At 60.0% G+C, this 20738-nt stretch carries 27 protein-coding genes; 21 read left to right on the forward strand and 6 right to left on the reverse strand.

The window, feature by feature from the left end:
- The first annotated feature begins 24 nt into the window (after positions 1 to 24).
- Together merA and AAFO92_RS15130 are read left to right on the forward strand one after the other, a co-directional pair.
- The gene (gene merA / locus AAFO92_RS15125) at positions 25 to 1476 is read left to right on the forward strand and encodes a mercury(II) reductase (protein ID WP_009807474.1); all 1452 of its coding nucleotides are present in this window, start codon (positions 25 to 27) and stop codon (positions 1474 to 1476) included.
- A 4-nt stretch (positions 1477 to 1480) separates the two neighbouring features.
- On the forward strand, positions 1481 to 1840 hold the full coding sequence (locus AAFO92_RS15130) for a hypothetical protein (protein WP_008335971.1): 360 nt from the start codon (positions 1481 to 1483) through the stop codon (positions 1838 to 1840).
- A 132-nt stretch (positions 1841 to 1972) separates the two neighbouring features.
- On the opposite strand, the gene AAFO92_RS15135 is transcribed toward AAFO92_RS15130, so the two are convergent.
- Positions 1973 to 4288, reverse strand: a complete 2316-nt coding sequence (locus AAFO92_RS15135) for a heavy metal translocating P-type ATPase (RefSeq protein ID WP_347536515.1) — start codon at positions 4286 to 4288, stop codon at positions 1973 to 1975.
- 564 nt (positions 4289 to 4852) lie between these two features.
- On the opposite strand from AAFO92_RS15135, the gene cueR reads away from it, so the two are divergent.
- The 19 genes from cueR to AAFO92_RS15230 all read left to right on the forward strand — a co-directional run bounded on the left by cueR (position 4853) and on the right by AAFO92_RS15230 (position 16088).
- Positions 4853 to 5281: a Cu(I)-responsive transcriptional regulator gene (gene cueR, locus AAFO92_RS15140; protein WP_347536516.1), complete on the forward strand. Its 429-nt coding sequence runs from the start codon at positions 4853 to 4855 to the stop codon at positions 5279 to 5281.
- Positions 5282 to 5300: 19 nt separating this feature from the next.
- A complete protein-coding gene (locus AAFO92_RS15145) occupies positions 5301 to 5642 on the forward strand; it encodes a hypothetical protein (RefSeq protein WP_347536518.1) in 342 nt (113 codons plus the stop codon).
- Between the two features lie 141 nt (positions 5643 to 5783).
- Positions 5784 to 7235, forward strand: coding sequence for a multicopper oxidase family protein (locus AAFO92_RS15150; RefSeq protein ID WP_347536520.1), 1452 nt, complete (start codon positions 5784 to 5786; stop codon positions 7233 to 7235).
- Positions 7236 to 7255: 20 nt separating this feature from the next.
- Entirely contained in the window at positions 7256 to 8188 is a 933-nt protein-coding gene (locus AAFO92_RS15155) for a sialidase family protein (RefSeq protein ID WP_245962845.1), read from the forward strand.
- 11 nt (positions 8189 to 8199) lie between these two features.
- Positions 8200 to 8697 carry a DUF411 domain-containing protein gene (locus AAFO92_RS15160; protein ID WP_093743767.1) on the forward strand — a complete coding sequence of 166 codons (498 nt, stop codon included), beginning with the start codon at positions 8200 to 8202 and terminating at the stop codon, positions 8695 to 8697.
- A gap of 4 nt (positions 8698 to 8701) precedes the next feature.
- Entirely contained in the window at positions 8702 to 8830 is a 129-nt protein-coding gene (locus AAFO92_RS15165; RefSeq protein ID WP_254903793.1) for a hypothetical protein, read from the forward strand.
- Positions 8827 to 9312 (forward strand): cytochrome c, encoded by a 486-nt coding sequence (locus tag AAFO92_RS15170; protein WP_085818084.1) that lies wholly within the window; start codon positions 8827 to 8829, stop codon positions 9310 to 9312. Before AAFO92_RS15165 ends, AAFO92_RS15170 begins: the two co-directional genes overlap by 4 nt.
- Positions 9309 to 9881, forward strand: a complete 573-nt coding sequence (locus AAFO92_RS15175; RefSeq protein WP_176236609.1) for a DsbE family thiol:disulfide interchange protein — start codon at positions 9309 to 9311, stop codon at positions 9879 to 9881. The genes AAFO92_RS15170 and AAFO92_RS15175 overlap by 4 nt, the downstream gene beginning before the upstream one ends.
- Entirely contained in the window at positions 9878 to 10402 is a 525-nt protein-coding gene (locus AAFO92_RS15180) for a TlpA disulfide reductase family protein (RefSeq protein ID WP_085818085.1), read from the forward strand. The genes AAFO92_RS15175 and AAFO92_RS15180 overlap by 4 nt, the downstream gene beginning before the upstream one ends.
- A 3-nt stretch (positions 10403 to 10405) precedes the next feature.
- Positions 10406 to 10678 carry a hypothetical protein gene (locus AAFO92_RS15185; RefSeq protein WP_074920681.1) on the forward strand — a complete coding sequence of 91 codons (273 nt, stop codon included), beginning with the start codon at positions 10406 to 10408 and terminating at the stop codon, positions 10676 to 10678.
- Positions 10679 to 10715: 37 nt separating this feature from the next.
- Complete coding sequence (locus AAFO92_RS15190; RefSeq protein WP_027263680.1) at positions 10716 to 10997, forward strand: hypothetical protein; 282 nt, start codon at positions 10716 to 10718, stop codon at positions 10995 to 10997.
- The gene (locus tag AAFO92_RS15195) at positions 10966 to 11805 is read left to right on the forward strand and encodes a DsbA family protein (protein WP_245962846.1); all 840 of its coding nucleotides are present in this window, start codon (positions 10966 to 10968) and stop codon (positions 11803 to 11805) included. Before AAFO92_RS15190 ends, AAFO92_RS15195 begins: the two co-directional genes overlap by 32 nt.
- Entirely contained in the window at positions 11795 to 12436 is a 642-nt protein-coding gene (locus tag AAFO92_RS15200) for an SCO family protein (protein ID WP_027263682.1), read from the forward strand. Before AAFO92_RS15195 ends, AAFO92_RS15200 begins: the two co-directional genes overlap by 11 nt.
- Positions 12437 to 12453: 17 nt before the next feature.
- The gene (locus tag AAFO92_RS15205) at positions 12454 to 12888 is read left to right on the forward strand and encodes a copper chaperone PCu(A)C (protein ID WP_009824510.1); all 435 of its coding nucleotides are present in this window, start codon (positions 12454 to 12456) and stop codon (positions 12886 to 12888) included.
- A gap of 5 nt (positions 12889 to 12893) precedes the next feature.
- Complete coding sequence (locus tag AAFO92_RS15210; protein ID WP_027263683.1) at positions 12894 to 13451, forward strand: cytochrome-c oxidase; 558 nt, start codon at positions 12894 to 12896, stop codon at positions 13449 to 13451.
- A 20-nt stretch (positions 13452 to 13471) separates the two neighbouring features.
- On the forward strand, positions 13472 to 13972 hold the full coding sequence (locus tag AAFO92_RS15215) for a hypothetical protein (protein ID WP_027263684.1): 501 nt from the start codon (positions 13472 to 13474) through the stop codon (positions 13970 to 13972).
- A complete protein-coding gene (locus AAFO92_RS15220) occupies positions 13966 to 14700 on the forward strand; it encodes a cytochrome c biogenesis protein CcdA (RefSeq protein ID WP_027263685.1) in 735 nt (244 codons plus the stop codon). Before AAFO92_RS15215 ends, AAFO92_RS15220 begins: the two co-directional genes overlap by 7 nt.
- Positions 14701 to 14706: 6 nt before the next feature.
- Entirely contained in the window at positions 14707 to 15321 is a 615-nt protein-coding gene (locus tag AAFO92_RS15225; protein ID WP_005613352.1) for a class I SAM-dependent methyltransferase, read from the forward strand.
- A 107-nt stretch (positions 15322 to 15428) separates the two neighbouring features.
- Positions 15429 to 16088 (forward strand): cation diffusion facilitator family transporter, encoded by a 660-nt coding sequence (locus AAFO92_RS15230; protein ID WP_175543425.1) that lies wholly within the window; start codon positions 15429 to 15431, stop codon positions 16086 to 16088.
- Here AAFO92_RS15230 and AAFO92_RS15235 read toward each other — a convergent pair.
- From AAFO92_RS15235 to AAFO92_RS15255, 5 genes are all read right to left on the reverse strand, one after another.
- The gene (locus AAFO92_RS15235) at positions 16072 to 17319 is read right to left on the reverse strand and encodes a cytochrome P450 (RefSeq protein ID WP_085818087.1); all 1248 of its coding nucleotides are present in this window, start codon (positions 17317 to 17319) and stop codon (positions 16072 to 16074) included. The two genes, AAFO92_RS15230 and AAFO92_RS15235, sit on opposite strands and share 17 nt — an antisense overlap.
- A 128-nt stretch (positions 17320 to 17447) precedes the next feature.
- Positions 17448 to 18860, reverse strand: coding sequence for a TRAP transporter large permease subunit (locus AAFO92_RS15240; RefSeq protein ID WP_235868762.1), 1413 nt, complete (start codon positions 18858 to 18860; stop codon positions 17448 to 17450).
- The gene (locus AAFO92_RS15245; protein ID WP_232279250.1) at positions 18811 to 19332 is read right to left on the reverse strand and encodes a TRAP transporter small permease subunit; all 522 of its coding nucleotides are present in this window, start codon (positions 19330 to 19332) and stop codon (positions 18811 to 18813) included. The genes AAFO92_RS15240 and AAFO92_RS15245 overlap by 50 nt, the downstream gene beginning before the upstream one ends.
- A gap of 37 nt (positions 19333 to 19369) precedes the next feature.
- A complete protein-coding gene (lspA, locus tag AAFO92_RS15250) occupies positions 19370 to 19879 on the reverse strand; it encodes a signal peptidase II (RefSeq protein ID WP_036050142.1) in 510 nt (169 codons plus the stop codon).
- Entirely contained in the window at positions 19876 to 20730 is an 855-nt protein-coding gene (locus AAFO92_RS15255; RefSeq protein WP_085818089.1) for a cation transporter, read from the reverse strand. Before AAFO92_RS15255 ends, lspA begins: the two co-directional genes overlap by 4 nt.
- Positions 20731 to 20738 lie beyond the last annotated feature (8 nt).

Here is a 20738-nt window from a genome sequence, read left to right on the forward strand (position 1 = left end):
CCGGTTCAAGTAAAGGAAATGAAAATGGATCAAACCGTCAAGGAACATGATTGCTGCTCTTCGAAGGATGTCGGCGCCGACAGTTATGACCTGATCGTCGTCGGTGCGGGCTCTGCCGGGTTCTCGGCTTCGATCACTGCAGCTGAAGCCGGAAAGCGGGTGGCGCTTGTCGGGCACGGCACCATCGGCGGCACCTGCGTGAACGTCGGCTGCGTTCCGTCCAAGGCGATGATCCGCGCCGCAGAGGCGGCCCATGGTGGCGCGTCCGCTGCCCGGTTCCCGGGCATTGCGTCCTGCGAACATGCGGTGGATTGGCCAGCCGTTGTGAAAGGCACGACCGATCTGGTCGCGGAGATGCGGCACAAGAAATATATCGACCTGCTGCCCGCCTATGAGAACGTCACCTATATCGAGGACGGCCCGGCGCGATTGGTCGAGGGTGGCGTCGCTGTCGGCGGGCGGGTGATATCCGCCCCGCGCATCCTGATCGCCACCGGCTCGCGCCCCCATCAACCTGCCATCAAAGGCATCGACACCGTGGAGACCCTCGATTCCACCGGTCTGCTGACCCTGCCCGACCGGCCCGAAAGCATCATTGTGCTGGGCGGCGGCTATATCGGCTGCGAGTTGGCGCAGATGGCCTCAAGGCTGGGGGTGAAAGTCACGCTTGTGACCCGCTCGCGCCTTCTGCCCGGCGCCGAGCCGGAGGTGGCCCAGGCGCTGACGCAAGCGCTGAAGACCGAAGGCATCGCGGTCGAGACCGGTCTTGCTTACGTCTCGGCCGCGAAAGCTGCGGGCGGCGTCATTCTGACTGTCGAACGCGATGGAAAGACCGAGGTTTTGTCCGCCGAACGGCTGGTTGTGACCACCGGACGGGTGGCCAATTCCGAGAACCTCGGGTTGGAAGACCTCGGGATAGAGACCGACGCGCGCGGCTCGATCAAGGTCGGTCCTGACATGGCCACGACGCGGGCCGGCGTCTGGGCGGCGGGCGATGTCACCGACCGTGACCAGTTCGTCTACATGGCCGCCTACGGTGCCAAGGTGGCAATCAACAATGCCCTTGGACTGGAGCCAATGCGCTATGAGAATGCGGCGATGCCATGGGTCGTGTTCACCGACCCGCAAGTGGCCGGTGTCGGCGTTTCAGAGGCTGGGGCCAAGGCGGCGGGGCACGAGGTCAAGATCAGCGTGATCACGCTCGACAACGTCCCGCGCGCCGCCGCGGCCCGCAACACCCGCGGCGTGATCAAGCTGGTGGCCGACGCCAAGACCGACCGCCTGCTGGGCGGCCAGATCGTGGCGCCCGAAGGCTCGGACACGATCCAGACGCTGGCAATGGCGCTCAAGTTCGGCATGACCTCCAAGGCCCTCGGCGAAACGATTTTCCCATATCTGACCACGGTTGAAGGGCTGAAACTTGCGGCCCAGACTTTCGACAAGGATGTGGCCAAACTCAGCTGCTGCGCGGGGTAATGCCATGGTGCTGAAGGAAAGGACCGATCTTCTGTCGACACTTCCCGGTGCGTTGATCGCTTGGGGTCTGCCCATTGCAGCGATGATCTTGGCGATCGGTATCCCGCATCCGATCAAGACCTGGATTTGGGTCGGCGCCCTGATCTGGATGGGGACGGCCTGTCTGTGGAATGCCCGCCGGTGCAAACGGCGGCATTGCTTCTGGACCGGGCCGTTTTTCCTGGTCATGGCGTTGGTTGTGTTGGCCTACGGGTATGGCTTTGTGGATCTTGGCGGCCAAGGCTGGAAGTGGCTGGGTGCGGTGATCGGGATTGGCGCGTGGGCTATCGCGGCCATCACGGAGCGCGAGGGCAGGTATCGTTGATGGGCCGTGCGGAACGACGGATTTTGGCCGTCCCGGTCGGCGTCGCCTACGATTTTGCAGAACACTTGGTCAATCGACAGGAGAGCGCTGTATCTGCGCGATGGATTATTGGACCCCGGAGCTTGATGCAGGTCATAACCGGACCGTCCGCAACCTGAGCGCATTACCAATGACCGAGACCGACGAGAGGCTCATCGCAGCGGCCGCAAACATCGGAGAGATCAACAGCCCGAAGAATGGATACAGGATCCCCGCCGCGATCGGAACGCCGGCCGTATTGTAGATCATCGCGAAGAAGAGGTTCTGCCGGATGTTTCGCATCGTCGCCAGCGAAAGACGCCGCGCTCGGACAAGTCCATTCAAATCGCCCTTCAACAGCGTGAAGCCCGCACTCTCAATCGCCACATCTGCACCGGTTCCCATTGCGATCCCGACGTCCGCCTGCGCCAGGGCAGGCGCGTCATTTACGCCGTCGCCAGCCATCGCGACCTTGCGACCCTCGGCCTGAAGCTCGCGGATGATGCGCGCCTTGTCTTCGGGCAAAACATCGGCCCGGACATCATCGATGCCCAGCCGTGACGCGACGGCACGCGCCGTGCGTTCGTTGTCACCTGTCGCCATGACAATCCGGAAGCCCAGTTCGTGTAGCGCCTTCAATGCGGCGGGCGTCGTTTCCTTGACCGGATCGGCGACACTGACAAGGCCGGCGACGTGCCCGTCGATGATGATGAACATCACCGTTTCACCTTCGTCGCGGCGGGCGTTGGCAACTTCGGTCGCGGCAGGCGCGTCGATACCAAGTTCGCCCAGCATCCGAGCGTTCCCGAGAGCGACGGACTTGCCGTCCACGCTCCCCCTAACACCCATGCCGGTGACCGCCTCAAAGTCCTTTGCTTTGGCAAGGTCTATCTTGCGGGCCTCGGCACCGCGAACAATGGCCTCGGCCAGTGGGTGCTCGGATCCGCGTTCAAGGCTGGCGGCCAGCCGTAGAACTTCGGCTTCGTCATGGCCGTCCTCGGGAAGGACGGCGGCAAGCTCCGGCTTGCCCATGGTCAATGTGCCGGTCTTGTCGACGATCAGGGTGTCGACCTTCTCGAACGCTTCCAGAGCTTCGGCATTCTTGATGAGGACGCCCGCCTGAGCGCCCCGTCCGGTCGCCGTCATGATCGACATCGGTGTCGCGAGCCCGAGCGCACAGGGACAAGCGATGATGAGCACGGCGATGGCGGAAACGAGCCCATAGGCGAGGGCAGGGGTGGGCCCCCAGATCGACCAGGCAATGAATGCAACGATGGCCACGGCGATCACGGCCGGCACGAAATACCCTGCCACTGCGTCGGCGAGCTTCTGGATCGGTGCGCGCGACCTTTGTGCGGCTGCCACCATCTCGACGATCTGCGCGAGCATTGTGTCCTCGCCGACGCGTTTCGCTTCGATGATAATACTGCCAGTGCCGTTGATCGTAGCGCCGGTAACGGCGTCGCCTGTCACCTTTTCGACAGGCACGGGTTCACCGGTGAGCATCGACTCGTCGACAGAGGACCGCCCGTTGATCACTTCGCCATCCACCGGCACCTTCTCGCCCGGTCGTACGCGGATGTGATCGCCGATCTGCACATCCTCAAGCGCCACTTCTTCCTCACTTCCATCGGCACGGATAATTCGGGCGCTCTTGGCCGCGAGGTCAAGCAAGGCCCGGATGGCGGAGCCGGTTCGCTCACGTGCGCGCAGCTCCAGAATTTGACCAAGCAGAACCAGCACGACAATCACTGCCCCAGCTTCGAAGTAGACGCCGACATTGCCGTCCGCGTCGCGAAATCCGCTCGGGAACAGGCCCGGGGCCAACACAGCTACGGTGCTGAATACCCAGGCGGCAGAGACGCCCATCGCGATCAGGCTGAACATGTTGAGGTTCATGGTGCGGAAGCTCTTCCAACCTCGCACCAGAAACGGCCAACCCGACCAGAGGATGACCGGGGTCGCCAGGACCAGTTCAAGCCAATGCGCCACGCCTTCGCCAATCCAGGACCGTACTGGCAGGCCGACAAAGCCTCCCATGGCCAGGATAAGAACCGGAACCGTCAAGACTGCACCGATCCAGAATCTGCGGGTGAAATCGACGAGTTCAGGATTTGGGCCTTCGTCACCTGTGGGCACGCCCTTGGGTTCCAAAGCCATCCCGCAGATCGGGCAATCACCCGGTCCGACCTGCTCGATCTCGGGATGCATCGGGCAGGTGAAAATCGTGCCCTCAGGCATCGGCTCCGGGGCCTTCCCTGCGCCCAGATATGTCTCGGGCTCGGCGTCGAACTTGCCCTTGCATCGTGACGAGCAGAACAGAAACTCTTCGCCCGCGTGAGTTGATCGGTGTTTGGCCGTCGCGTGATCGACCTTCATCCCGCAGACGGGATCTATCTCTTCGCGCGTCTCTGTATTTGCAGTGTCCATGTCAGGTCCCTTCGCAAGGTTGCCGACATTCCACGTAATGCTTCTAGTAACTGGAAGGTCAATAGATGACCCGCAAATTTTCAACCAGTTCTACTGCGGACGGAAACTACCAATCTTCCAGCGCTGGAAATTGAATTTCGATGACAATGCTTTAGCTAAAATCTTAACAGAACCAAATGGAAGGAATTGAGTGATGATGGATGGTGGCATGATGGGTGGCGGAATGATGCTTGGAATGGGGGTCGTGTGGCTTCTTGTCGTTGTGGTGCTGATTCTCGCGATCGTGGCGTTGGTGAAATACCTGCGCACATAATGTCGTCGGTAGCATTGTCAGGTTCGCTCTCACCACCTTCAACCTGTCAGGAAAGAACGGCAGCATTGCACTCGTTGAAGGTTTTGGGACAGGCCATCGTCTGACTCGCAGTTATTTTAAAGGGTGTAGAAGCGACGTATTCTGCGCGCGAGACATGCGTGAGCCGACGATCCAAGGAAAATGATCAACCTCCCTTGACCTTCCAGTAAGTGGAAGCCCTATATCTGGTCCTGATAAGAGGATTGTCAGCCATGAATATCGGAAATGTCTCAGAGAAGAGCGGTTTGCCCGCAAAAACAATCCGGTATTACGAGGATATCGGACTCGTGCAACCGTCGCGGCGCGAAAACGGGTACCGCGATTTCGCTGTTCAGGATCTGCACAAGCTGGCGTTTCTTGGCCGGGCGCGGTCGTTGGGTTTCAGCATCGAGGAATGTCGCACGCTGTTGTCATTATACGAGGATCGCGAACGGTCCAGCGCCGACGTCAAGGCGATCGCCCAAAGTCACCTCGCACGGGTGGACCAAAAAATCGAGGAGTTGCAGGCGCTGAGCGCGACGCTTCGCAATCTTGTCGTTCGCTGTCATGGCGATGATCGTCCTGACTGCCCGATAATGGATGACCTGACGGGTTCCGACCTCGCGGAGACGCAAAAATATCCCGCTGGAACAACCTACTGAACACTGGTAAATTAGTCATATGCACTTCGTCGCCCGCCTCATCATGATAGCCGTCCTTGCCGCCTTCGCGGCAAGTTCGGTTGCGCATGCGGCCGGTTCGGCCAGGATGGCATCGGAAATGATCGCAGCCGGAGTTGAAATGGCAGGTGTCGGCTGCGAGGCATGTGATGACGATACGGCGGGAACCTTGGGCGTCGCATGTGATTTTGTCTGCAACTCAGCGGCCGCCGCCGCGGTCGTGGAAGCGTCGGCGGAACTTGGTCCACTTGCAGTTTCGAGCGCTCATGGACTGCCGATCGCGCGGGATCTTCGCGGTCTGACCAGCCCACCTGCCAAACAGCCTCCAAAAATCCTTCTCTGATCTGACACGCGCCGCGGTTTCGCGGCCGCAGTGTCATGCCGTGACGCCGGAGCAATGCCGCTCCGCGTTGCAGGTATTCCCCAACCGCAGTTGCCGCTTTGGCTCCGGCGGAGGACCGAATTATCAGAGAGCCCCAGACCGATGTCTTTGAAATGCAAACCTACCGTGACGCGCCGCGCCTTTGTCGCGTCGTCGCTCGCGGGTGTCATGTCCACCACTCTGCCTTGTCCGGGGGCGGCGGAAGCCGCCACCCAGAAATTCTCGCTCCGGGCCGCACAGGGAAGAACAAGGATTGTTCCTGAGCCACATTCCGACACCGCGGCCTGGTGCTACAACGGCAAGGTACCGGGCCCGGAGATCCGCATCCGGCAAGGCGAACGCCTGCAGGTCGAGGTTACCAACGACCTTGCAGAGGAAACCACCGTGCATTGGCATGGTATCCGGCTTCCGAACGCAATGGACGGGGTGCCGCACCTTACACAGGTGCCGATCGCCCCGGGCGACAAGTTCGTCTATGAATTCGATGCAGTCGATGCCGGCACCTTCTGGTATCACCCACATCAGCGCAGCTTCGAGCAGGTCGGGCGCGGTCTCTACGGTCCCCTTATCGTCGAGGAGGCCAATCCCCCTCGTGTCGACCGCGAAGTTACCTGGGTGCTGGACGACTGGCGACTGACCGACGACGCATCGATTTCTGACGATTTCGGCAATGCCCATGACGTGAGTCACGCGGGCCGCCTCGGCAACACCGTGACGATCAACGGTCTTGTGCCGGAGACATTCGAGGTGGCATCAGGGGAGCGGATCCGCCTCCGCCTGATTAACGCCGCGAATGCCCGGATCTTCGCGCTCGATTTCGGGGACCATACACCGCGCATCATCGCACTCGACGGCCAACCCGTCACGCCACATGACCCGCCGGGCGGTCTTGTCGTTCTTGGACCCGCAATGCGCGCCGACGTAATCCTGGATTGCATCGGTGAGCCCGGCGCGCAAGCCCAGCTTGTAGACCGTGCCTATCGCGGGAACGATTTTCGAGTCCTCGATTTCACCTACGCTGATACCGCCCTGCGCGAGGCCACACCCGACTGGCCGATCGCATTGCCCGCCAACCCCATTCCGGAACCAGACCTGAGTTCTGCGCAGCGTCATGAGGTGACGTTCACCGGCGGGATGATGGGCATGATGGTGGAGCGGGAGATGGGCCTGGAGCGGCGTGGCGGCATGATGGGCGGCGGGATGATGGGCATGATGCATGACGGACGCGGCATCTGGTTCGTCAACGGAAAAGCCGCCGAGGGGCATGTGCTCGACCCGTTCCTGACGCTTAAACGCGACGCAAGTCACATTCTGGAAATGACCAACGCGACCGCTTTTGATCACCCGATTCATCTGCACGGCCACTCATTCCGCGTAATCAGCCGAAACGGTGCGCCGACGCCGCATCGGGAATGGCAGGACACGGTGCTCATGGCGCCCCGCGAACGGGTCGAGATCGCCTTCGTCGCCGACAACCTCGGCGACTGGATGTTCCACTGCCACATTCTCGAACACCAGGCTGCGGGAATGATGGGCGTGATCCGCGTCGCATGAGCTCCGGAGGAGGACAAGATATGACAAACAGTACCTTGAATTTTGAGCCGGACAGACGCCACTTCCTGGCACTGGGTATGGGTGCAGCCGCAGTGCTCGTATTGCCCGGCGCGGTGCGCGCGGCCGACCGGGCGGCCGATATTCGAACGCTCGCCTTCGACGGCGACACGCTGCTGATCGCAGGCGCAACACTGAGGGCCAGCCTCGACGGCGGTCGCAGCTGGCAAGAGAGACCGACACCTTCCCCGGTCTCCTCGATCGCCACGCATCCTGCGCGTCCCGGACGTCTCCTTGCCGGACTGGCGCGGGGAGGGGTGGCCGTGTCCGGCGATGGCGGATCGTCATGGACTACCCGAAGCGACGGGCTTGCCTCCGGTGAGGTCACGGCGCTGGCTGTGGCCGCCGGAAACCCCGACATGATCTATGCCGCGATCCGCGGCGACGGCCTCTGGAAGAGCGAGGATGCAGGCGCAACCTGGGCCCTGGCCATGGACCGGCCCTGGCTCGACGCGGCCGAGCGCGACCCGCTGACGCTGGTATCGGTCGATCTCGATACCGGAATGGGCGGCATATGGATCTATGCGGGAACCGAGAAGGGCCTGACCCGCGTTCCGGACTGTTTCTGCCGCTGGCAGGACGTTCAGCCGGGCAATGCGATGGACGCTCTGGCGGCGGGCGACGCACCGCCTGCCGAGGCACCCCTGCCGGCGGACGAACCGGTCCTGTCGCTGGCCAGTGCCCTGACGGCACCGTCTAAGCTTTACGCGGCACTGCCCTCGGGGGTCTGGGCGTCGCAGGACGGCGGCGTGGTCTGGACGCACAAGGCAGAAGGGCAGGGGAGGGCCATCGCGCTTCACCCAAGGGACGAAAATCACATAGCCGCCCTCCTCAACGGCACCCTGAACCTCAGCCGCGATGGCGGCGCTACCTGGGCCGCGCTCGCGGTCGCATGATGGAGAACCCCATGAACAGAAGATATGTCCTGGCTTCGCTTGCTGCACTTGGCGTCGGCGGAACCTTCACTTTCACGACGCTGACTTCGGCACAAAGCACCGAAGACGCGACCGGTCCCGCAAGTACCGACGTGTCAGACGGAACGAAGCAGATCACGATCTGGCGCGATCCGGGCTGCGGTTGCTGCGACAGCTACGCCGATTATCTGGAAGAGAACGGCTATCAGGTGACACGCATCGACGATCGGGATTTTGATAAGCGCTCAATCGAAGTCGGCGTTCCCGAGCAGGGGCTCGGCTGTCATCTGGCCGAGATCGAAGGCTATTATGTCAGTGGATTGGTACCCTCGGAGATCCTGGAAAGGCTGGTCACGGAGAAGCCCGACATCACCGGCATTACTTTGCCGGGCATGCCTTCGAACGCGCCAGGAATGGCACGCGTAAAGACCGGTACGCTCAAGACCTATGCGTTCGGCGAGGGCGGGATCACCGTTTACTCCGATGAGTAACTGCATGGATATGATGACCGGCCCGATGATGGGGGTGATGATGTTCGGTGGAGGGCTTTTGCTCCTGCTCGTCGCCGCGGTTCTGCTGCTCAGCATCGTCGCACTCGTGAAATACCTCAGGAGTGCGACATGAGGCGGGCCGCAACAATCGGTGCCGCTGTTGCCACATTGACCGCGATCGGTGTTGCCGTCCTCGCGCAGTCGGAAAGCGACGAAGCTTCGGTGGACGGATTGACCTTCCTTGGCGACCCCGTGACTGTAGCCGACATCGCGGCAGGGCAGACGCTCTATGCTGAGAATTGCGCATCCTGTCACGGTGCCGATCTGGAAGGACAGCCCGATTGGCGGCGGCGTCTGGACAATGGGCGCATGCCCGCGCCGCCACATGACGAAACCGGCCATACCTGGCACCATTCGGACCGGAACCTCTTTATTGTGACCAAAGGCGGCGTCGGCGCCGTCGTGCCCGGCTACGAAAGCGACATGCCGGCGTACGATGGCATTCTGACCGACGACGAGATTGCCGATGTTCTCTCTTACATCAAAAGCACCTGGCCGGATCGACAGCGCGAATTCCAGGCGGAAGTATCTGCCAACGACAAAGGTGATTTATGAGCGTGACCGAGGAACCCCGCCGCCGGAAGGGTCGGCTACTAACTATGATGCCAGTCGCGATCTTCGCCCTCATCGGCGCGGGTTTTTATTGGGGGCTGTTCAATGGTGACGACACTCTACCCTCACCACTTATCGGCAAGGCGGTGCCCGAGTTCGACCTGCCGCCGATAGAGGGACGAGCCGACGGTCTGTCGACCGCCGACCTGAAAGGGCAGGTGTCCATCGTGAACGTCTGGGCGTCCTGGTGCGTGCCGTGCCGGGTAGAGATGCCCCTCCTGAACGAGTTGGCTGCCAGGGACGAGGTCGCAATATACGGCATCAACTACAAGGATCGTCCCGAAGAAGCCTTGGGCTTTCTTGATGAGCTTGGTGACCCTTACACCCGCATCGGCGCCGACCGGAACGGGCGCGTCTCCATCGATTGGGGCGTTTACGGCCTGCCCGAGACCTTCGTGATCGATGCCGAGGGCCGAATTGCCTACAAGCATATCGGCCCCTTTGACCGTCGTTCCCTGGAGGAAGACATCCTTCCCGTGGTGCGGCGCCTTCAGGAAGGAGCCGGATCATGAAACGACGCGAGTTATTGGCTGGTATGGCGGCGCTCGGCGTCGCGGGGCCGGTTCAAGCCAGACCATTAATGCCGCTTCACGAAAAGCCGCGGGAGATGCTGTCGCCACCTTTCGTCGATGGAAAAGGCCGCGATCTCACGCTGGCGGATTTCCGGGGCAGGGTCGTTCTGCTGAACATCTGGGCAACCTGGTGTGTTCCCTGTCGTGAAGAGATGCCAACGCTCGACGCTTTGCAGGAAAAGCTGGGCGGGGACGATTTCCATGTCCTGCCACTGTCCATCGACCGCGCGGGAATGAAGGTGGTGCGCCGCTTCTACGAGGAAATCGGCATTCGCCATCTGGGAATGTACCTCGCCGACAGCACAAGGGCGATGCTGGCATTCGGTGTACTGGGCCTTCCCACCACGATCTTGATCGATCGCAACGGTTTCGAGCGCGGACGACTTGTGGGGCCGGCCGAATGGGACAGCCATGAAGTCATGGCCCAAATCCAGACCATCATCAACGAAAGGAGTGAATAGCCAATGTCCGAAACATCACCTTACACCGAAACGCCGGAGGCACGTCCGTGGCGGCCGCAATTGGGACGGCGAAGTCTGATTCTTGCGTCAATGGCGATCATTGGCGCCGGGCTTTACTTGAATTGGGGCTGGGTGACGGCCATCGGAGCCGCGCCGCTGATCCTGGCCGTGGCACCCTGCGCCGTGATGTGCGGGCTTGGCGTCTGCGTGATGTGCAAATCCAACTCATGCGAAAAAAGTAACTCGGCCGCAGAGCCGAGCTTGTCGAGGGACTGAACCCGAAAAGCTCTAGAAAACCTGAAGGAGAAACTTAATGACACTTTTCAAGAACCTGAGCATGGCGACTGCCGTGTCCACACTTTTGGCCACCGGCGTGGTTGCCCAGGACAACACCGGTTTGTCCGGCCAGATGATGGACGGTGAGAGCGGCATGGCCGGCAACATGATGAACGGCGATATGTCCGGCATGGACGGCATGATGCCCATGATGAAGATGATGCAGAAAATGGGCCCGATGATGGAGGCCTGCACCGAGATGATGGAGGCAATGAACAACTCCAAGAATGAAACCGCCCCTTCGACCGACAAGGGCTGAACAGCCATCGCCGGGGGCTGATGCCCCCGGCGAGAAGGCGCGGAAAATCGAGATGACATTCAAAACTACCCACCAAATGCTTGGAGTTTTGCTTTGGGCGCTGATCTCTGCGCCCACGACGTCGCTGGCCCAGCAATCGACGCCGCTCGACCAGGTTGAGCAAGAGGCCATCAAAGCCTTGATCCTGCAAACGATCCGCGAGAACCCGGAAGTTCTAGTGGATACGCTCTTGGCCTTCGAGGAAGAGGCTCAGGCACAAGCCGAGGCCGAACAACATGCTGCTATTGCGCGCGTGGGTGACCTCCTGCTTGCGGACGGAAACACCGGCGTGATGGGCAATCCTGAGGGCGACATCGTGCTTGTCGAATTCTTCGACTACAACTGCCCCTATTGCCGACGCGCGGCCCCGGTCCTTTTCGAATTGATAGAGGAGAACCCGGACTTGCGCATCATCATGCGGGAATGGCCAATTCTCGGACCCGACTCCGAACTGGCGGCTCGAGCGTCGCTGGCGGCGATAAAACAGAACAAGTTCGAAGCATTTCACGAGGCGCTGATGGCACATCCGCGCGCCAATACCGTCTTTATAAGAAGGGCCGCTGAGCAGGCGGGGCTGGACTACGACCAGTTGCAGGCAGACATGGACGCGCCTGAAGTCGATGCCCATATCGCAAAGTCTCACGATCTCGCACGGCAGCTTGGAATATCCGGCACGCCGACGTTTCTGATCGGGGAAACACTTCTTCCTGGATTGTTGGAAAAGGCCGATCTTCAGGCGCTGATTTCGGAGGCCGAAGATGTCGATTGAACCCGGTGAAACCCCTCCGAAATCGCGGCTCCTGAGATCCATATTGTGGAGCACGATAGCTGTTGCGCTCGCTGGGCTAGCGATCTTTTGGGCTTTGGATAACTATCTTGGCAACCGATCGAAGGCCGTCCGCTATTCGGGTGAGGCGGATATTCGATCCGAATTTTCACTGATAGATCACACCGGACAAGAGGTGACACAGGCTGACTACGCCGACCGCTGGCAGCTTGTTTTCTTCGGTTTCACCAACTGCCCCGATGTTTGCCCGACGACACTGGCATATATGGCCAGCGTGCTGGACCTGCTCGGCAAAGATGCGGACCAGGTGGCGCCGATCTTCATCACGGTCGATCCGGAACGCGACACAGTGCCGGTCATGGCGGAATATGTATCAGTCTTTCATCCGAGCCTGATCGGCCTGACCGGAACCGAAGCGCAGGTTGCCGAGGCCACCAGAAATTTCCGCACATGGTACGAGCGGACCGAGGACGACAGCGCGCCGGACGGTTATTTCATGGCGCATGCCGGGCACATATACCTCATGCGGCCCGGTGGCGAATTTGAGGCGGTCTATCAGGAAGGCGGCCAACCGCCCGAGGCGCTGGCGCAGGAAATCCGCAAAAAGCTATAAACAATGGAACTTGCCAAATGAAAATTACGACACTTGCAACCGCGCTAACTCTCTGGCCATTTTTCGCATCGGCCGATGTAACGATATCGGACGGTTGGGCCCGCGCGAGCATCCTCGCCTCGCGTCCGGCTGCGGCCTATCTCACGCTCACGAGCAATCAAAGTGATCAACTGGTCGCAATCACGACGCCGATCGCTGGAAACGTCACCATTCACGCCGTCGAGACCGGCGGCGATGATGTTAGCCGAATGGTTGAGGTCGTCGCCTTGGACCTGCCCTCCGGAGAACCAGTGACCCTCGCGCCCGGCAGCATGCATCTGATGCTGATGGGCCTGTCGGAAAAACTCGAAGAAGGCACCGATTTGCCATTGATCCTGACATTCGCATCGGGTGCCCGAATGGAAATCAGCGTCCCGGTTCTCGGGCCGGGCGCAATGGGACCGCAGGAGTAACAGTCATGAAAAACATACTCCTGCTGATAGCCCTCGTCGCGGGCCGCCCGGCCTACGCAGATCATCCTGGCGACCGTCTTGACGAGGTGATGGCACAAAAAGAACCTGCTTTCACTGCCGTTGACCTCAACGAATTGCCGACGTTGAATCTGGTCGACGCTGACGGAAAACCGTTGGACTTGGAAAGCCTCTCCGATCAGGTCGTCGTTCTTAGTTTCGTCCCGTCCAACTGCGGGTTGCCCTGTGCTGATCAGCAGGCACTTCTTGAAAAGGTGAGGGGCGGAGTGAATGCATCTCCCATGCTGGACATGGTGACCTTCCTTGTGGTGACCGACGCCAGTGATCCGGTTCCCGGACCGATTGCCGAGAACGTGGTCATTGCTCGCGCAGAAGAGCCGATGGAGAATCTGATCGATCAGTATCGCGCGATTGTGCCAGATCCCGAGGCTCCGCTTGTGCATGTTATCGCGCGCGGCAACCGCCATTCCGGGGTCTTTGCGGGTTCCGCTTTCCGGCACATCAACATGATCCTGTACGTCAACGGCCTGACAAACGCACATTAATCGAAGAACGGACCCCCGGCATGACAGCGAATACCGAAACCACTGAGATGAACGACACCGGGTGGCTCTCCGTCATCCGCCGATACATTGTCTATACCGCTGTCGGTCATCTGATCTGGGAAATGGCACATATTCCGCTCTACACGATCTGGGTCGAAGGCACCTGGGGAGAAATTGTGTTCGCTGTCGTCCACTGCACCGGCGGAGATCTGTTAATCGCCATGAGCACGCTCCTGCTCGCCCTGTTTCTTGTCGGGGTGCACGCATGGCCGTCGGAACGCGCAGGGCGCGTCCTGCTTCTGGCGGTGGCCCTGGGCGTCTCCTACACGATCTTCAGCGAGTGGTTGAACATCGTGATCCGGGCGGCCTGGGCCTATCGCGACATCATGCCGGTGGTCCCCGTCATCGACGCCGGTCTCACGCCCCTGCTGCAATGGATCATCGTCCCGACCCTGGCATATTGGGCTGCCACAAGAGTGCCCTTGCGCAAGCTATTCAGGGGTGAACGTGGTTCATGGTAGATATCTCGCTTCTGGGGCTCACCGCCGCGCTCTTGGCCGGTACGATATCGTTTCTGTCTCCCTGCGTGCTGCCTCTTGTGCCAGGATATGTCTCTTACGTGGCCGGGCGCACAGCCGCTGAAGGCGGGGCGGCTGCGGCCTCGCCGTCGCGCGCGGTCTGGCTGAGCCTGTGTTTTGTCCTCGGCTTCTCCACCATTTTCATGGGGCTTGGCGCATCCGCGACAGCATTGGGTCAGGCCCTGCTTCAGTGGCGGTATGAACTCAACCTCGTTGGGGGCGGCATCATCATTGTCTTCGGGCTTTTCATGATCGGGGCCGCGCGTGTTTCGGTCATGGAACGCGACTTCCGATTCAATCTCAACATCCCCGGGGGCCAACCCGCTGCGTCCTATGTCCTCGGGCTTGCCTTCGGTTTCGGCTGGACTCCGTGTATCGGCCCAATTCTTGGCGCGATCCTGACAACCAGCGCGGCCAGCGCCACGATGGGCGAAGGCGTCATGCTCCTTGCCGTCTATTCCGCTGGCCTCGGGATACCATTTCTGATCGTTGCCGGTTTCACCGATCAGATCGCGGGCCGGCTCCGCGCCATCGGCCGGGTCGGCCGTCGCCTTCACCAGATTGCGGGCGTCGTCATGATCCTCATGGGCGTGGCGATGATGACGGGACAGTTGAGCGCGTTGTCGTACTGGATGCTTGATGCGTTTCCGGTTCTTGGACGAATAGGATAACAGCTCATGCGGTTCTACGAAAAACACATCCTTCCGGGCCTCACGCATCTCACCATGGGTCAGGAACAGCTTCTTCCCTACCGAAGGCGCGCAGTCTCAGGTGCGAAGGGGCGCGTGCTGGAGATCGGGATCGGCTCGGGCCTGAACCTCGCGCTCTACCCCGACGCCGTGGATCAGATCGTCGGTGTGGACCCTTCACCAGAACTCCTTAATCAGGCCGCGGAGGCTTCTCAGGGCTTGACACCGACAACGGAGATGATCGAGGGCGTGGCCGAAGCATTGCCGCTGGAAGATCGCAGCGTTGACTGCGTGATTGCTACCTGGACGCTCTGCAGCGTGTCGGAACCGGAGAAGGTGCTGGCCGAGATCCAGCGCGTTCTCAAACCTGACGGCGTCTTCCGCTTCGTCGAGCATGGAACAGCGCCGGAACCCAGCGTCCAGCGTTGGCAGCGCTGGCTCACGCTTGCCTGGAAACGTTGTGCCGGAAACTGTCACCTTGACCGCCAGACAGACACTCTGGTCGAACAGAACGGCTTCCGCATGGAGCGGCTCGACACCGGCTACGCGAAAGGTCCGAAACCCTTTGTTTTCATGTATGAGGGGCAAGCTCGCCTTTATTGAGGCAGCTTAGAAGGAGAACAATGTCGGCTTCCAAATGGCGAGATACTGATGACAAGGTAACCAACTCTCGGCGGGAACTTATAGAATATATCAGGGGTTACCGCATCATGAGCAAGCAGAAAAATGATAGACAAACCAATCTGACACGCGGCATCCGCGTCGAGATCGCCAGCCTTGTCTACAATCTGATCGAGGTCGTCGTATCCGTCACCGTTGGACTTCTGACCGGCAGCGCCGCACTAGTGAGTTGGGGTTTCGACAGCACGGTCGAAGCCACCTCAGCCGGGACGCTGATCTGGCGCTTGAAGGCCGAGAAGGACGGTGGCGACAAGCGCACGGTCCTGCATCGCAAGAAGGTCGCGCTCTATGTGGTCGCCTGTGCTTTCTGGATCGTCGTCGCCGCGATCCTCTACGAGGCGGTGTCCGCCTTCATCTCGCAGGAGGCACCGGGCTTCAATTGGTGGGGGATCGCGATCCTGTTTGTCTCTTTAGTGGTCAATCCGCTATTGGCCTGGGGCAAGTATCGCTACGGCAAGCGGCTCGATTCACCCGCCCTGAAATACGATGCCAAGGATACCATGATCTGCGAATACCAGACCATTGTGGTGTTGGCCGGAATCGGTCTGACGCAATGGATGGGCTGGTGGTGGGCCGATCCGGTCGCGGCGCTTCTGATCGTGCCCTACGTTGCGTGGGAGGCGTTCGAGGCCACGAAGGATGCGCGGTCGGTCGGGCCGGGTGAGGCCGAAGCTACTGCCGACGCCTGACGTTGCGCATGATGAACCGGTTCTGGGGCAGTGATGGCAGCTCTCCTGGGTCAAGCTCCAAATCCTGATCCGGCACATCGTAGTCGATGTCGTTCACAAGATACCTGCAAAACGCCTTCATCTGACTGATCGCGATCCATTCACCCGGGCAGCGGTGGTTCGTGTAGTGGTTGCCGCCGCCCTGTGGAATGAAGTCGTAGGGGTTTTCGGCGCGGCCCCGAAACCGTTCGGGCCGAAACTCAAGTGGCGCATCCCATGAACGCCGATCGGTGTTCGTACCATAGAGGTCCAGCAGAACCCGGTGTCCTTTGGGAAAGCGATACCCTTGCCACTCGAAAGTACTTTTGACTCGTGCCGCGACCGCAGGAAAGAATGGATAGAGGCGGCGGACCTCCTGAACGAAGGGTTCGAGCAGTCCTTCGTCGTTCCGCAGTTTCTCCTGCCATTCTGGGTACCTGTACAGGGCGTGCGCCGTCTGCACGATGAATACAGACACCGCCACGGTCGGACGCAAGACGTTCAACAACTCCACGGCGGCGACTTTCGGGGGCAGTATCGCGCCGTCAAGATCACGCCACGTCGCGATGACATGAAGGGCGCTTTCCTGCGTCGGCTGAAGCTCGCCATCGCGGACCTGTTGAATCATCCCCGCTGCCCATTTTTCCAGGCGGTGGCGCGCCAGACGTGCAGCCCAATGTTTCGGGCCGATGGCCCCGGCGTCCTCAAAAAGCGCTGTAAGTTGCGCCGTTCGGGTCGCCACCTCCGCCTCGGGAAGCGGAACCCCACACCAGGCGCAAACGGCTCTCGTGAGCATTTCGCGCACTTTGTCGTAGAAAACGACTTCGTTCCTCGCCTCCCAATCCGGTGCATAATTGTCTAGCATGTGAAGCGACATTCCCTGAAGCGCGGCTATATGCTCGGTCCCCATCAGCGACATGAACATCTTCTTGCGGTGCTGGTGGGCAGCGCCGTCCAATCCCTGAATGCCGCCTTCACCCAACAGGGTCTTCTGTATGCGGCCTGGCATCGAGCCCGCGCGGATCAGCTTATCGTCGGAATAGAATACTTCCGCAGCCGCCGACCCGGTCATGCAGATCGTCTTTTGAAGGAGGATGCGGGTTTCAAACAGATCTGTGTCGAGCGCGCGGCAGGTCTGAGAGATGAATCCATACGGATTTCGCAGCAGGGTGAGTGTGCTGTCAAAGCCCTCTGCGGATGGTATGCTGGACATTCGTTATCCTCCTGTTTGCTTTCCCGTGCTCAGGCCCCGTTCAGCCTTTCTGTTCGCGGTGCGGAAGTGGCCCCGAAAGAGCAGTGCCGCTTCGAAGGAAATCACTGCATCCGCGCTCAAAACATCTTTCACCGCTGGATTAGCTGCGGCGCATCCACATCCCCAAGGGACATTTCAGGCAACCAAGTGATAAGCTGAGGGAACGAGATCAGGGCTGCGATCAATACGATCTCGATGGCGACAAGCGGTACCGCGCCGCGATAGATATCGGAAAGGTTGATACCCTTCGGTGCCGCCATCTTGGCAAAGAATAGGGCATAGCCGAAGGGAGGCGTCAGAAAAGACGTCTGCAAGGCCAGTGCTATCAGGCCAGCGATCCAGATTTGCGCAAAGTAGGCAGAGCCGACGTGATCTGCGAAGTCGAGTTCCGAAAAGATCGGCATCAACACTGGTACAAAGACCAGCAGCACCTCGATCCAGTCAAAAACAAACCCAAGTATGATGATCACGCCAAGGAGGATCGCCAACAGTTCCCACCGGGTGAGATCGAATGCGGATATCCACTCGAAGATGACGTCCGGTCCACCGACCAGGTGGAAACTCAGCGAGAATACCGATGCGCCCAATACGATGAAGTAGACCATCGACGTCATCGTGCTTGTCTGCACCGTGACAGAGTTCAACGATGAGAAAGACAAGCGCTTTCGCGCCAGCGCGACCAATAGCGCGCCAAAAACCCCTACTCCAGCCGCCTCTGTTAGTGTCGCAAAGCCCAGAATGATGCTGAGCGGAATGGATGCGATGACCGCGACAGACGCGAGTACAAACAAGAGGTCTGACACAAGATTGGTCTTGGGTGTGTCCAGCGGGATTTCGACCGTTTTTCTCAAGGTGACCGCAAAGTAGACCGCGAAGGCCATGACCATCAGAAGCACAGGTACGATGAGGGCCACATACATCAATCCGATGCGCAGATAGAACACGTTCGAGATGAAGAACAGCATCACGGCTGGCGGGAACACGACACCCAATGCTCCAGAAGCTGCGACAGCGCCTCCTGCGGTTCGCGGTGCGTAGCCCGACGCCATCATCGGGGCATAGGCCACCAACGCCACAGTTATGACGGAAGCACCGATCACCCCGGCGGCGGGCGCAAGAACGAGGCCGATCAGCAAAGTCGCAATGGCGTAGCGACCGGGAACGCCTGTCAGAAGACGCCCCAGCAAGCGAAACATGGTTTCGGCAATCCCGCTGGCATTCAGGATCAGGCCAAGAAAAATCAACATTGGAACGCTGGTGAATTGGACTGATTCATTGGTCAGTACACCACGGGCCCTCAGGTAGATCAGCCCCAGATGCTGAAAATCAGTGATCCCCACCCAAACCGCAGCGACAAACCCCAAGAAGCCTGTCCCCGCGAGCACCAGCGCCACCGGAAAGCCACTGAAAACCCCAATCGCCATCACGACAAGCATGGCAACCGTGAGGACCTCATTCACCATTGTGCAGGCCGCTTGCTTGTTCCGGTGCACCTTGCGCACGTCTCCCTGTCAGAAAGGCGATGTTGCGAAGGGCTACGATCATCCCGGCAAGAGCCAGCAGGATGGGGCCGATGACCCCGGCAATGCGTTGTGCCCACAACTGGGTTTCCGCGTATTTCGTGGTGCGCATCAAACCGTCCCATCCGTAGTAGGTCAGGATGGCGGCGAGCGGCAGAAGGACAAAAAGGCCGCCAATCAGTTCGATCCAAGCAATGCGGCGGGCGGACCAATGTCTGCGAAGAACATCAACGCGCACGTGACCGTCGCGCAGATAGGTATACCCAAAGGTCAAGAAAATTAGGATGAACAGCAGTGACGTGGACAGGTCCGGCAAATAGCTCGACACGCCAAGTTGTAGCTTGCGATCCAGCATCTGAAGCGCGCCATAAGCAGCAATCGAAACAACTGTCAGCCACGCAGTCACGACGCCGATGCCGCGAATGCCACGGTCAATCCAATCCAAAAATCTCAAGCCGAATTCCCTCCCAAAGTTCTTTGCCTGTTAGCTGTTATCCCCCCGTGACATCTCCCTTGCGATTGTCTTGTTCCCGATTTTCCGGCCTGACTTTCGAGGTGCGAAAGCTGTCCCAGAACAGCAATGCTGCCCCACAAAAGATCGCCACGTCAGCCAAGTTGAAGGACGGCCAGTGGTATGACCCGTAATGGAAGTCGAGAAAGTCAGGGACGGCCTGATAGCGCAGACGATCAAGGATATTGCCAAGCGCGCCTCCGATGATCAGACCGAGCGCCGCACCTGTCAGCCTGTCCGGAGCCTTCCACAGCCAGATCAGCAGCCATGCCACGACCACGGCAGCAAGTGCGACCAGACCCCACCAGGGTACGACCCCGCCGAGCATACCGAAGCTGACCCCATCGTTCAAAACCCGCACGAGATTGAGAAAGGGCAGAACCTCGACCCCATGTTCAAGCGCCGGGGTGTTCAGGGCAAGCGCCTTGGTGCCCTGATCGAAACCGAAAGCTGCAATCGCACAGAGCCCACCCAGAACGCGGTTGTTCATGCCGCCGCCTTCAGATCGGACCGCGCGTCGCGGATGATCGACCAGGAAGAATGCAGGAATAACCCGGCGATGCCGAAGGCGACAATGAGGTCGGGCCAAGCGCTGCCCAGCCAAACCACCAGACCGGCCGCGACAACGACTGCCGCATTGCCAATGGCGTCGTTGCGCGAGAACAGCCAGACGGCACGCATGTTCGCGTCCCCCTTCCGGTAATGCAGCAACGGCAGCACGGAGATGATATTGATCACAAGAGCAATCAGGCCCAGAAGCCCCATCAGCGTGGCGTCTGGGGTTGTCGGCTCGAATGCCCGCATGATGGTTGTCCCAAAGACGCCAAGACCGAGCAGGGCAAGGAAGATGCCTTGGATCAGGGCCGACCGCGCCCGCCAGAGAAGACTCCAACCGATGGCCAGCAGGCCGAGGAAGGTGATCGCGCCATCGCCGATGAAATCCAGCGCGTCGGCCTTCACCGCCTGTGACCCGGCAATAAACCCACCAATCATTTCCAGAACGCCGTAACCGACATTTAGAATCACGACGATCCAGAGCGCGCGGCGGTAGCCCGGGTCCTGATGGGCCGCACTTTGCTGAAGGTCCTCGTCGCTCTCGATGCGGTCGAACCCATATCCCGTTGTCTCAACGGCTTTTTCAATCTCCGGCAGGCTTGCTTCAGGGACTTTCAGAGTCATGATATGGGTCGCCGCTGATACTTTCACTGCGTCGGGCGCGACACCCGCAGACTGCGCCGCCCGCTCGATCTGGGCGGCATCCTTGGCGCAATCCATTCCGGAAACCCGGTAACGGAGGGGCGGCGTATCTGCTGTCGATCCGGTGCTTTCGGTGTTGGCCATCGGTGCAA

The organism is Roseovarius sp. CAU 1744, from assembly GCF_039839345.1.
In the GTDB taxonomy this organism is placed as follows: domain Bacteria; phylum Pseudomonadota; class Alphaproteobacteria; order Rhodobacterales; family Rhodobacteraceae; genus Roseovarius.